Source organism: Aliikangiella sp. G2MR2-5 (genome assembly GCF_015687155.1).
Lineage (GTDB): Bacteria > Pseudomonadota > Gammaproteobacteria > Enterobacterales > Kangiellaceae > Aliikangiella.
Genome location: NZ_JADPQF010000006.1, coordinates 166,439 through 179,330, shown reverse-complemented (window position 1 = coordinate 179,330; position 12,892 = coordinate 166,439). Strand labels below are relative to the sequence as shown.

General features: G+C 40.5%; 12 protein-coding genes. 6 read left to right on the top strand and 6 right to left on the bottom strand.

Going from position 1 to position 12,892, the window contains the following annotated elements:
* Positions 1 to 45: 45 nt before the first annotated feature.
* Positions 46 to 1,314: a 6-phosphofructokinase gene (locus tag IYN84_RS17520; protein WP_196140561.1), complete on the bottom strand. Its 1,269-nt coding sequence runs from the start codon at positions 1,312 to 1,314 to the stop codon at positions 46 to 48.
* A gap of 255 nt (positions 1,315 to 1,569) precedes the next feature.
* On the opposite strand from IYN84_RS17520, the gene mpl reads away from it, so the two are divergent.
* The 4 genes from mpl to IYN84_RS17500 are packed head-to-tail and all read left to right on the top strand — an operon-like array spanning position 1,570 to position 5,347.
* Positions 1,570 to 2,955, top strand: coding sequence for a UDP-N-acetylmuramate:L-alanyl-gamma-D-glutamyl-meso-diaminopimelate ligase (gene mpl / locus IYN84_RS17515; RefSeq protein ID WP_196140560.1), 1,386 nt, complete (start codon positions 1,570 to 1,572; stop codon positions 2,953 to 2,955).
* A complete protein-coding gene (locus tag IYN84_RS17510; protein WP_196140559.1) occupies positions 2,952 to 3,566 on the top strand; it encodes a flavin prenyltransferase UbiX in 615 nt (204 codons plus the stop codon). Before mpl ends, IYN84_RS17510 begins: the two co-directional genes overlap by 4 nt.
* Before the next feature lie 47 nt (positions 3,567 to 3,613).
* Positions 3,614 to 4,531, top strand: coding sequence for an ABC transporter ATP-binding protein (locus IYN84_RS17505; RefSeq protein WP_196140558.1), 918 nt, complete (start codon positions 3,614 to 3,616; stop codon positions 4,529 to 4,531).
* A gap of 42 nt (positions 4,532 to 4,573) precedes the next feature.
* Positions 4,574 to 5,347, top strand: a complete 774-nt coding sequence (locus IYN84_RS17500; protein WP_196140557.1) for an ABC transporter permease — start codon at positions 4,574 to 4,576, stop codon at positions 5,345 to 5,347.
* Positions 5,348 to 5,354: 7 nt separating this feature from the next.
* Here IYN84_RS17500 and IYN84_RS17495 read toward each other — a convergent pair whose 3' ends face one another.
* Entirely contained in the window at positions 5,355 to 6,029 is a 675-nt protein-coding gene (locus IYN84_RS17495) for a TIGR01621 family pseudouridine synthase (protein ID WP_196140556.1), read from the bottom strand.
* 20 nt (positions 6,030 to 6,049) lie between these two features.
* Complete coding sequence (gene msrB / locus IYN84_RS17490; protein WP_196140555.1) at positions 6,050 to 6,469, bottom strand: peptide-methionine (R)-S-oxide reductase MsrB; 420 nt, start codon at positions 6,467 to 6,469, stop codon at positions 6,050 to 6,052.
* A gap of 314 nt (positions 6,470 to 6,783) precedes the next feature.
* Between msrB and IYN84_RS17485 the strand changes: the two genes are divergently transcribed.
* Positions 6,784 to 7,161: a response regulator gene (locus tag IYN84_RS17485; RefSeq protein ID WP_196140554.1), complete on the top strand. Its 378-nt coding sequence runs from the start codon at positions 6,784 to 6,786 to the stop codon at positions 7,159 to 7,161.
* 122 nt (positions 7,162 to 7,283) lie between these two features.
* Here the strand turns inward: IYN84_RS17485 and IYN84_RS17480 are convergent, their stop codons facing one another.
* Both IYN84_RS17480 and IYN84_RS17475 read right to left on the bottom strand, forming a co-directional pair.
* On the bottom strand, positions 7,284 to 9,029 hold the full coding sequence (locus IYN84_RS17480; RefSeq protein ID WP_196140553.1) for a HAMP domain-containing sensor histidine kinase: 1,746 nt from the start codon (positions 9,027 to 9,029) through the stop codon (positions 7,284 to 7,286).
* Between the two features lie 241 nt (positions 9,030 to 9,270).
* Positions 9,271 to 10,179, bottom strand: coding sequence for a ketopantoate reductase family protein (locus IYN84_RS17475; RefSeq protein WP_196140552.1), 909 nt, complete (start codon positions 10,177 to 10,179; stop codon positions 9,271 to 9,273).
* 120 nt (positions 10,180 to 10,299) lie between these two features.
* On the opposite strand from IYN84_RS17475, the gene IYN84_RS17470 reads away from it, so the two are divergent.
* Positions 10,300 to 11,859: an MFS transporter gene (locus IYN84_RS17470; RefSeq protein ID WP_196140551.1), complete on the top strand. Its 1,560-nt coding sequence runs from the start codon at positions 10,300 to 10,302 to the stop codon at positions 11,857 to 11,859.
* Position 11,860: 1 nt separating this feature from the next.
* Here IYN84_RS17470 and IYN84_RS17465 read toward each other — a convergent pair whose 3' ends face one another.
* The gene (locus IYN84_RS17465; RefSeq protein ID WP_196140550.1) at positions 11,861 to 12,892 is read right to left on the bottom strand and encodes an ABC transporter permease; all 1,032 of its coding nucleotides are present in this window, start codon (positions 12,890 to 12,892) and stop codon (positions 11,861 to 11,863) included.

The following is a 12,892-nucleotide window of genomic DNA, read 5'->3' as shown; positions in this document are numbered from 1 at the left end:
AGTACCAACCCTTTTTCTTAATACAAGTAGTAAAAAATTAACTGATTAAATATCAAACTTCTTTTTTAACTTCTTTTTAACCGCTTCGTTTTTCAAAGTAACATATTGTGGTAAGCCATTCTTATATGGAGGATAAGACTCTCCTTTAATCAATGGTTGCATATAGTCGCGACAGGCCTGAGTAATATGCATACCGTCCCGGCTGATATAGTTGCGAGGCATCATCTTTTCTACGTTCGCGACTTTCGATAGAGAGGCCTCGCCAATAGTCCATTTGTAGGTTTTCGTATTCTTTCTGACAATCGTCGGCATTACCGCATTTTTTCCAGAAACTGCAAGTTCTACAGCAGCTTTGCCCATAGCATAGGCTTGCTCTACATCGGTTTCGGAAGCAATATGACGAGCTGCTCTTTGTAGGTAGTCAGCAACAGCCCAGTGATATTTGTATCCAAGCTCGTCTTTCACCATTTGAGCAACGACAGGTGCAACTCCACCAAGTTGTTTGTGACCGAAGGCATCCGTGGTTCCTGCATCCGCCAGAAAAGTACCATCTTTATATGCGGCGCCTTCAGATACGACGATTGCACAATAGCCAAACTTTTTAACACAACGATCAACTTTCTTAAGGAATTTTTCTTTGTTGAAGGCTATTTCCGGAAAAAGAATAATATGAGGTGCATCACCTTCACTTTCCGCGGCCAGACCTCCTGCGGCGGCTATCCAGCCTGCATGACGCCCCATTACTTCCATAACGAAGACTTTGGTTGATGTCTTGGCCATGGAGGCAACGTCAAATCCTGCTTCGCGAATGGATACAGCTACGTATTTGGCCACGCTACCAAAACCAGGGCAGTTATCAGTGATTGGCAAATCATTGTCTACCGTTTTAGGTATTCCAATGCAGGTAATCGGGTAGCCCATAGTCTCACTCAATTGTGACACCTTGTGAGCTGTGTCCATTGAGTCGCCACCGCCATTGTAGAAAAAATAACCAATATCATGCGCTTTAAAGACTTCGATCAGTCTTTCATATTCAGCTCTGTTTTCTTCAATGCTTTTCAGCTTGTAACGGCAGGAGCCAAAAGCACCCGATGGTGTATATTTAAGTGCAGCAATATCTTTTTTAGACTCTTTGCTGGTATCTATCAGGTCTTCAGTCAAAGCTCCAATAATACCATTTCGTCCGGCATAGACTTTGTTAATAAATTTCTTATGTTGACGGGCTGTTTCAATTACACCGCATGCTGAGGCGTTTATAACTGAAGTCACGCCACCAGACTGGGCGTAAAAAGCATTTCGCTTTTTTTGAGTCATGTTCAGGCTCCTGAATTCTGTTCAAATTTTCGGGCGCCATTATAAACCAAAATGAACAGGAATTACTCTATCGTCCACAAAAAAGCCAAGAAAAAATGATTGTAGCCGCAGGGCCGAGGGAAAGGCACAACGGGATAGCGTGGATATTTCCATGTCCTATATATTGAATCTATTTGCGGCTTTCTGGAGCACCGGTTAATTCGTGCTACAATGCATCAAATTTAATCTATTAATTGATAATAAGTTGAAGTGACTATGCATGTTCATATCCTGGGTATTTGTGGCACATTTATGGGAGGCGTAGCACGTCTGGCTGTAGAGAAAGGCTGCAAAGTTACCGGTTCTGATTTAAATTGCTATCCGCCGATGAGCGATCAATTAGAGTCTCTGGGAATCGAGTTACATGAGGGCTATGATGCTGAGCAGCTAAAACCTGAGCCAGACTGTGTTATTGTCGGCAATGCGCTTAGTCGAGGAAAGCCTGTTATTGAAGCCTTGCTTAATTCGAACCAGTCGTTTCGCTCTGGGCCGCAGTGGCTTAACGAAAATATTCTTGCCGACAAGTGGGTTATAGCGGTCGCTGGTACTCATGGTAAAACATCGACTGCCAGTATGGTTGCCTGGATCCTCGAAGACTGTGGATTTAATCCGGGGTTCTTAATTGGTGGAGTTATGGAAAATTTTGGTGTCTCTGCCAGATTAACAGATTCACCGTTTTTTGTTGTCGAAGCAGATGAGTACGATACCGCTTTTTTCGACAAACGTTCGAAGTTTGTTCACTATCGTGCGAGAACCTGCATTCTAAATAATCTGGAATTTGATCATGCAGATATTTTTGATGATCTGCGAGCGATTGAAACCCAGTTCCATCATCTGGTAAGGACCGTTCCGGGAGAAGGTCTTCTTATTCGACCTCAGAATTCAGATGCTCTTGATCGCGTATTTGAAAGAGGGTGTTGGACTCCTGTTCAGGACTTTTCTCTCGCTCCTGAAAATAGAGAGAATATTAAATGGTATGCGGATAAACGCAAAAATGATGGTTCAAGTTTTGATATCTACCATCTTGGAGAACTGGTGGGGCGACTCGATTGGAATTTGATTGGAGACCACAATGTAAATAATGCGCTAGCGGCTATAGCGGCGGCCCACCATGTAGGAGTTGAAGTTGCTAATGCCATAAAGGCCTTAACTCGATTCAAAAATGTGAAGCGTCGAATGGAAGTTAAAGGAGAAGTCGCAGGCATTACTATATATGATGACTTTGCGCACCACCCAACAGCAATTGCGACAACTACTTCAGGTCTAAGAGATAAGGTGGGAAGCCGCCGTGTTATTGCTGTTGTTGATATGCGATCAAACACCATGAAAATGGGAATCCATAAAAACGCGCTTAAAGATGCCACATCAAAAGCTGATATTGTTATTTATCATTTGCCTGAAAAGCTTGAGTGGCAGCTTGAATCTGATGAACCTGAAAGCTGCTTTGTGCTTTCAGACACTCAGGCAATTATTGACAAAATTGTCGCTTTGGCTCGGGAAGATGACCATGTTTTGATTATGAGCAATGGTGGCTTCGATGGTATTCATCAGCGGCTACTTGATACATTAAGCGCTGCAAAAGCATGCGGGAGTAAGTCATGAAAGGTAAAAGCCGAGTTACTCTTGGAATTACCGGCGCCTCAGGTGCGATCTATGCGTTAAATTTGTTAAAGTATCTGGCGCGTTATTATCAAGAAGTTCATGTAATGATAACTGACGCGGCGCGTATTGTTTTGGCTACTGAAATGTCGCTAAAGCTTCCTCAGTCGCCGACAAAAATAGCCGAAATACTTAGCGAATATTGTCAGGTTGATGATGGTATTATTCTCGTTTATTCAAAGGAAAACTGGTATTCGCCGGTTGCAAGTGGCTCAGCTGCACCAAAACAGATGGTTATTTGCCCTGCAAGCATGGGATGTATTTCTGCAATAGCCACTGGCGCAAGTAATAACCTCCTTGAAAGGGCGGCCGACGTAGTGATTAAAGAAAAAGGGCAGCTAATTGTACTTCCCCGAGAAATGCCTTTTTCCACTATTCATTTGCAGAATATGCTTACGTTGAGCCAGGCAGGAGTCACAATTATGCCGGCAGCTCCAGGATTTTATAATAATCCTGAATCTATCGATGAGCTGGCCGATTTTGTTACTGCGCGAGTGCTCAATCATTTAGGAATAGAAAACCCGGTAAACAGACCCTGGGGTTACCAGAATTAGTTACCTGAAAGTGCTATCGTAAAACCTATGTTGATCAGGAAAGTTTAATGACTGAAAAAGCTATCGAAATTTCGAATTTGAAGAAAACCTATAGCGGAGGAGTAGAAGCATTAAAAGGCATTTCCTTTGATGTAGAGAAGGGGGACTTTATCGCGCTTTTAGGCCCCAACGGGGCTGGAAAGTCGACCACTATCGGCATCATTTGCTCCCTGGTAAATAAAACCTCGGGAGAGGTTAGAGTTTTTGGGCATTCTATTGATAAAGAGCTGGAAGCCGCTAAACGATGTATTGGCCTTGTTCCTCAGGAGTTTAACTTTTCTCAGTTTGAAACCTGTAAACAGATAGTGGTGACTCAAGCTGGCTATTATGGAGTACCTAGAGTCATCGCTAATGAAAGAGCTGAAATATGGCTTAAAAAGCTCTCGTTATGGGATAAGCGTGATACTCCTGCAAGAATGCTTTCAGGTGGTATGAAGCGACGTTTAATGATCGCTCGGGCATTAATGCATGAGCCAAAGATGCTTATTCTTGATGAACCAACAGCCGGTGTTGATATTGAAATTCGTCGATCCATGTGGGAGTTTTTGACTGAGCTCAATGAAGCTGGCACTACCGTCGTCTTGACTACTCACTATCTGGAAGAAGCTGAGCAGCTATGTAGAAATATTACCATCATCAATCATGGTGAAATTGTGGAAAACACCAGTATGAAAGATCTGATTTCAAGATTGGATATGGAGACTTTTGTGCTGGATGTAGACAGGGTACCCGACTCTCTTCCTGATATGAAAGAAGTTTCCTTTCGTAAACGAGATGAGGCAACGATTGAAATTGATGTGCCAAAAGAGTTTGCACTTAATCAAGTCTTTCATAAATTATCTGACAAAAATATTAACGTGCTAAGTATGAGAAATAAGTCGAATCGACTAGAAGAGTTGTTCGTTCGCTTAACAGAAAAAGCTTGATAATAATTAACTGGTAAACGTTTAAATTGAGAAATTAAATCAATGTTTAGTAAAGAATCACTGATTGCTCTTCAAAGTATTTTTATCAAAGAAGTAACACGTTACTTTCGAATCTGGGTTCAAACTTTGTTGCCTCCAGCTATTACGATGTCGCTGTATTTTGTCATTTTTGGTCAACTGATCGGCAGCAGAGTTGGTCAGATGGGAGGTGTTAGCTATATGGAGTACATTACGCCCGGGATCATAATGATGTCGGTAATCACCAACTCTTACTCGAACGTTGTATCTTCTTTTTTTAGCGCAAAGTTTCAACGATCAATTGAAGAAATGCTGGTTTCTCCAGTGCCTACACTCTATATATTACTCGGTTATATTTTTGGTGGAGTGAGCCGTGGTTTACTTACCGGTATTATAGTTACTCTGGTTGCTTCACAGTTTGTCGACCTGGAAGTACATCATTGGGGGATTCTCTTTTTTGTGGTTATTTTAACCTCCATGCTATTTGCAACAGGTGGTCTGGTTAATGCTATTTTTGCTAAGAAATTCGATGACATTTCTATTGTGCCAACATTTATTCTGACTCCTTTAACTTATCTCGGAGGCGTTTTCTATTCGATCCAATTGCTTCCTGAATTTTGGCAAACTGTTTCGCTTGCCAATCCTATTCTTTATATGGTTAACGCGTTTAGATATGGATTTTTGGGGTTTTCTGATATAGATATCGTTCATGCACTGATTTTACTTTCGGTGTTTATATTGTCACTTTTTTCTTTAGCCTATTATTTGTTGACGAAAGGAATTGGAATCCGTTCCTAGTTCATATCTACGAACTCTTTTCTGCTTTGACTCTCAGATGTTTCAATGCATCTTGAAAATTAGTAGACACAAAGCTCTCTCCTGACAAGGGGAGAGCAGAAAATGAATAATGCTTATTCAGTAAAGAAAATTCGATCTTATAAGCATGAAGATAGCCTCGGTCAGCGTCTGAACCAGAGTATCGTTTGTCACCTAAGATAGGTGAGCCTATTGATTTTAAGGCAACACGTAATTGATGAGTTTTGCCCGTTTTCGGCTCTAGCCAGAAAAGTCTTTTTCCCGCTTCTATTGAGTGACTAAAAAAATGAGTAATTGCAGGGTTTTCTTTTGAGTTGGAAAGCTTCCAGCTACCGCTTCTTACCTTTTTCATATCACCAATAATTTTTCCCTGCTTTTTCTTGGGTTTCTTATCACTAATTGCCAGGTAGGTTTTCTTAATTTTGTGCTGTTCAAATAGCTTTCCAAGTTCTGCAGCTATCGAGGCAGATTTTGCAAAAATAATCAAACCTGAAGTTAGCTTATCTAACCTGTGAACGGGCCAAAGCTTTATGCCGGTAAATTCACTGACCAGATTAAAAAAACCAGCATCATCATTGTCAATATGAAAGCTAGTATTGTCAGGTTTGTGAACGATAATTAGTTCATTGTTTTCAAAAATAATCAGACTACGATCGATTGTCATTGTTCAGGAGTGCTCGCTACCTAATCGAATGATTTAAATTCTAGTGCTACAGAATTAATACAATAGCGAGTACCATAGGGGCCGTCAGCAAACTTATGTCCTAAGTGAGAGCCACAGTTGGAACAAGTAACTTCTATTCGAGTCATTCCGTGTGAATAATCCATCGACTCTTTAATGTTGTCTTCCAGCCCTTTATAAAAAGCTGGCCAGCCACATTGAGAGTTAAACTTGTGCTCAGAGGTAAACAGGTGACTGCCGCAACAGATACATTCATATTGTCCCGGTTGGTCAAAGTCATTAAACTCTCCACTATAAGGAGGCTCAGTGCCGTGCTCTTGAGTCACTTTCCAGGCCAGAGGAGAGAGTTGTTTCTTTAGCTTCGCTCGGCTAATAGTGTTCTCTTTTTGAGAACTTTTTGTATTATCTTCCGTATTGGACATTTGTTCGATGACTCTCTTATAACTCTGATATAGGCTAATTCTATCAAATTATCGTTCACAGGGAATAATTGGCATAAGTAATTTTCGGTGATTAACTCGTTGATTTTGATGATAATAAGCACATTTTTAGTACAAATGCGCCAATTATACTGTAAATATGACGTAACCACTTTCATGTTATTGAGGTAATCCGCTATAATCGCCGGACCTGTGGATACTTGAATTCTCCACTTTTTAAACGATAATTATAAGTAGGAAGGATGCCTTGGATTGCTCGCTTCGAGCATAAAAGGATTTTAAGGGAGTCGTAGTTTATGGCATTGGTGTTAATCGTTGACGATGATCCGCAAATGTTGCGATTGTTGACGGACGTAGTAGAAATGGACAAGCATGATGTGCTTTTGGCGCAGGATGGTGCATTGGCTATGGAGTATTTTGAGCACCAGGTTCCCGATCTGATCATAACTGATATTTTAATGCCTAATAAGGAAGGGCTAGAACTCATATCAGAAGTACGCGAAAAGTTTCCGGCGATTAAAATTATTGCCTATTCGGGCGGAGGTTCGTCTGACCCGGAGAGTTATCTTGAGTTTGCCAGTGGTATGGGGGCTGACAAAGTTTTCAGTAAACCAATGCCTTTGGGGGAACTTCGAGAAGAGATTCGATCACTTTTGACCCAAACCGTTAGCTAACAAATTTTTTCTGAATGGGTTATTTCGATAAGTAACCTGCCGTTGCGATCTTCAGGATTTAGCCACCATCGAGGACTATTATTAGTCACTCAAACAGCGGCATCTGCTCCAGTCATCTTTTCTCAACTTATTTTCACAGTAAACCAGAACTGCGAACCTTTGCCCTGTTCACTTATCACTCCTATTTCGCCGCCCATGAGTTCTGCCAGATATTTGGAGACAATTAACCTTAGTCTTCCAGCAAAGCTGCTATTGGTTAGTTTGGTTTGTTGTTCAAGCGAATCGAATAATCCTTTTTGAGCGTCCACAGGAATTCCTACTCCGGAGTCCTTGACGGTAAAGCGGAGCAGGTTTTCTCCATCCTTTTCAACCATGTCTGCATATAAAGTGACCTCTCCACTTTTGGTAAAGCGAATTGCATTTCCTAACAAGTTTCTGAGAATTTGGCGAATACGAGTCAGATCAGCTTTGACTTGTGATGGTATTTCCGGATCGCTGCTTGCCTGAAGTGAAAGACCCTTTTCATTCGCATAGTGAGACAGTTCAGATGAGAGATCATCAACCAATTCTCGAACACTGAATTTTCTCGGGGCCAACTTGAGCATATTGGCATCCAACTTCGAAAAATCGAGAATATTATTCAGGTTGTCGACCAAAGTGCGAGTTGAGCGCTTCGCGATATTGAGTAGTTGCTTAGGTTCACTGTCAAAATCATATTCACTAAGTAATTTTAACATGCTGACAACTGACTTCATTGGCGTTGTAATTTCATCACCCATACGTGAAAGAAATTCAGACTTTACTTTTGGAGCAGCGACGGCTATATCCCTTTCATTGCTCAAGCTGGAAGCATGCGCTTTAAGCTTGTTTTCGCTTTCCTGAGACTTCCTTAGTTCAACGGCAAGTGCCTTTTTTTGCTGTACCAGCTGTTCTAGTCGTTGCTTTACCGATTGAATCAGACTTGCAAATACATGATCTTTTGCCAGGTTGTGCAATGTATTCAGACGATTCATTTGTTCGACAAGAGGTAACTTAATATCAAGTGTATCGTCCAGCAGAGTTATATTCTTACTGGCTGCATTAACTTGCTTGAAAATAATAAACATTAAAATAAGCGTTAAAATTGCGCCAACTATGAGATAAACATGCATCATCGAAATTGGAGCAGCAGGTTCAACCAATAGGATCATTTTCCAAATAGTCGAGTTAATTGATTTTGGCCAGGGAACTTCAACAAGTTCGTAGCTAGCAAGATTCGGAGAGGACTCAATACTTGTCGATTGAAGAACACCATTTTTGGTTACTGCGACCGCTACCCGTGTCATGTAATGAAAGCTTTTAAGTAGTTCAGTGTCCAGATATTTAATACCAATTAGACTTCCGATTATTTCGCCATCTATATTTTTTATCGGTGATAGAATGACAATCGCTGGTTGGTCATTATAAATCTGTAATAAACTGATAGTGTTGTTGTCTTGATAAACACGTTCTATGGGCTGCTTTAATTCGCCGAGTAAACCTGGCCTGGACGGTGAATCCATATACAGTACGTTATTTGTACTAGAGTGAACGCCAAGTTTCGTCAATCCCGCCGTTTTATAGAGAGTACTTTGCGATTGTAACCAGTATGACCATTCGGCAACGGGAGACGATTGCCAAAAAGCATTGTAGGTGAGGGCTTCCATCGACTTCTGCAAAGCGCTAAGTTTCTTATCTAGTTGGTTGGATAATAGTTTTGCGCTTTCCTGAGCCGCACTGCTATCTTTTTCAGGTAGTTTTACTTGGTTTATGTCACCAATTATGAGTAACAGAGTAAAAAAAGCCCCGATAAGAAAAGTGCTAAGTAATGAAATTCTCGCTGGATTCATGATGAGTAAACTCGCTCGTCGTCTTTTTATTGTGTTTTTGTTATTTCGTTTATCTCTAGGCTAGCAAGCGATAAAGATAATGCTCAATTCGAAATTATAGTTGATAGGGACGTTTATTGCCGCTCCGATCTCTTATATAAAGAAAGAAGTATCGAGATGGAAATCTTACCAAATGTTTGACCTATGAACCTGTGAATCTCAACAAAAGTGTGATCATGTTCAGGTTAATTTCTTTAATAGACTAGTATAACGATTTGATTTTGTTGACTAAATCATTATTTTGAGGGAGTGTAACGCCGATTGATTCGGCAACACTGCTAAGGTAGCCATTGATTGAGTCGATCTCGGTTTGGTTCTTTCGCTCTACATCTTGCAACATTGAGGACTTATTGTTGCGGGTCGACTCTGCTACAGCGAAAACAGCCTCACTTACATCCTGAAGAGGTAGCTCGGGTAAGAGGAATTTGGTCACCGGCTCGAATTCCTTCAAAAGTGATCTGGCCTGGCTTTGAATGCTAGCAGAATCTAGTAGGCAACCATTCGGTTGCCCCGAAAGGGCAGTTAATGGGTTAATCACCGCATTGATAATTAATTTGAGGTTCATTTGTAACTTATGTTCATTAGACCAGGCTACTTTTGGAAGTGAACTGTTTAGTTCATCAATGAAGTGCTTAAACTCTGACGGTGAGTAATGACTATTCATATTACCGATTAAGGTATCGCCAACCCCTGCGTGGATTATCTGGTTATTTGACCTATAAACTCCATGGGTCAAATATGCATGAAAAATCCGACTTTGCGGCAAACTTCTTTGTAAAACTTCCACCAGCCCCATTCCGTTCATCATCAGAATTATTGTCCGTGGCGGAGTCTTTAAGCTGGCTAATGTTTGAGCTACTTTGCCAAGCTGGTGAGTTTTTTGACAAACGAGGCAGAGATCACAAGCTTGCCATGAATCGAAAGTTTGGTAACTAATTTCGAACTCGAAAGGTTGAGATGAGTCTAGAAGAGGTGAGACGAGTCGCAATTTTTGTGTATTTAAGGCACGCTGTGAATACAAGCTCACAGAGTTTCCGTTTTTTAGTAAGAACGCAGCCCATAAATGACCGACCGAACCGGCACCGATGATGTTGTAGTTAAATTTCGGCATTGAGTTAGCGATTCAATCGATAAAAGGTTAGTATAACTTTATTATCAACAATAATAAATTATGATCCTGGAAAGTTGGTTGATACTTTCCAATGTATTCTAACTAGGGAATAAACTCTGCATGCTCAAAGACAATACAATTCAAAGGGACTGGAAAGCTACGATGCAGCTGGCAAAAAAGCCAGAAGTTTTAACCATGTTGTTTTTGGGTTTCTCAGCAGGAATTCCTTTCTCTCTGATTTTCTCTTCGTTATCTTTATGGCTTAATGAAGCTGGAATTACTAAATCAACAGTGACCTATTTTAGCTGGGCAGGTTTAGCCTTTTCATTTAAATTTCTCTGGGCGCCATTAATTGACCGTTTACCCGTTCCATACCTATCAAGCGTTTTAGGGCGCCGTCGAGGCTGGTTATTAACGGCTCAGGTGATGGTTATTTTGTCTATAGTTTTCATGGGAACCGTCAACCCTTTAGAAAATGAAATGTCGCTAACCTTAATGGCTTTTGGAGCAATCGCTCTGGGGTTTTCTGCTGCTACACAAGATATTGTAATCGATGCATATAGAATTGAGGTCGCTGATGTTTCGATTCAGGGAATTCTTTCTTCAACATATTTTACTGGGTATCGCACAGCAATGATCGTATCGGGAGCTGGTGCATTGTATCTAGCGGATTTTTTAGGTTCGAATAAAGAGTCCTATCTATATTCTGCCTGGCAAACAACCTATTATGTTATGGCTCTTGTAATGCTTATAGGTGTGGTTACAACTTTGCTGATACGAGAGCCGAGAGTTAAACAGAACATTGACTCCAAGTACTCAAACGTGCAATACCTCAAGTTTCTTCTATTTTTTGTATTTTGTGCGACTGTGCTGGTCACAGCTTATATTTCTACTTCCGACATCTTTATCCAGATCAAAGCAGAGTTAAAGCTATTATCTGGTAATTCACCTGTATCAAACTTTATCGGCGAGTTTTTACAACTGGTTACTGCTCTTGTTAGTGTTACATTATTTGCATTTATATTCGATAAAATCGGACTTCTAGAGCGAAAGCTTGTTATAGAAAACTATTGGTTCCCGGTAAAAGATTTTTTTAGTCGGTATGGTGCAAAATTGTCACTATTGCTCTTGTTGTTTATTGGTTTCTATCGAATATCAGATATTGTGCTGGGGGTAATTGCCAATGTTTTCTATCAAGATATAGGGTTTAGCAAAACTGAAATAGCTACAGTATCCAAAACTTTTGGCGTCATTATGATGATCGTAGGAAGTTTTATCGGCGGAGTAATGTCTATTCGATTTGGTGTGATAAGGATATTAATGCTTGGAGGTTTTTTAATTGTTGCTACTAACCTTTTATTCATGCTGCTAGCCGAAGTTGGTTATCATATTGAACTATTGTATTTTGTTATTTCTGCAGACAATCTTGCCGCAGGAATCGCGACGGCTGCATTTTTATCATTTTTGGCGAGTATTACAAACGTATCATTTACAGCGGTGCAATACGCAATTTTCAGTTCTTTAATGACTCTTATACCAAAATTAATTGGCGGATACTCGGGAAGCATGGTAGAAAATTTGGGGTATTCGAATTTCTTCTTGCTAGCCAGCATCATGGGGTTGCCTGTTTTATATCTGATACTAATGCTTAAAAGATTGCTAGTTTTAGAAAAGGTGTGAATTAAGTTCGTTCCGAACCCCAGTTAAAAAGTTTGCTACCCAAAAATAAAAATATGATTGTCATTACCAGGAGAACAAGCAGGTTATCCTTAATTTCCATTAAACCTGCTCCATCTGTCATTACCGCTCTGGCGGCTTCAAGAATATGGGTAAGAGGGAATATCTGGGCTATCTTTTGAACAACGGGGTGAGCTCCCTCTAAAGAAAACCAAACACCAGAAAGTAGCATCATTGGCCAGGATGCAAAGTTCAGTAATCCTCCGGTAAGCTCTTCACTACTTGAGCGAGAGGCGATAAGTAAACTCATAGCTATCATGCTGGTTGACCCTAACATAGCGATTATCAGTAGGTTGAAATAGGAGCCAAGTACATAAAAGTTAATGAATAAATTACAACCGACAAACAATAAGGTTGTCACCAAGAGTACAATGAGTAGCCTTGAAATAACCTGAGCTGTTAGAAACTCGAATGCAGTCAACGGTGTGGCCTGAAATCTTTTCAAAACGCCATTTTTGCGATAGCGAACAATTACATAACCGACGCCGAAGAGACAGCTAAACATCATGTTCATACCTAAAATTCCAGGCATTACCCAGTCGACATATCTCACTGCACGTCCATCAGTTTCCTGTCGTGTCATATCAGGAAGTTGAGCCAGTAATAACTGTTCTACGATGTAGCCTTTTGATGAGGTCTGATTGACCCAATACTTTTTATGCTCAAAATCCACCAATAAATCAATTTTGTGCTGATCCACTTTCAGAATTGCTTTTTCCAGGTTCTCATAGTCTACGAAACTGATATGCTTCAGATTTTTAAATGCTAATTCAGATGGGGGCCTGGTTGCTTGTTTTATTTCATTGATACTTTGTTGGTAAATTCCTATTTTGTAGAGCTTGCTGCCTTCATCAGAAAACATAAACGCAAAACCAAAAATAAGTAATACCGGAAATGCAAAGTTCCAGGATAGTGCCGATTTATCTCTGAAAAACTCTTTATTTCTAGCACTAAGAATGGCAAAAAATTTCTTCAT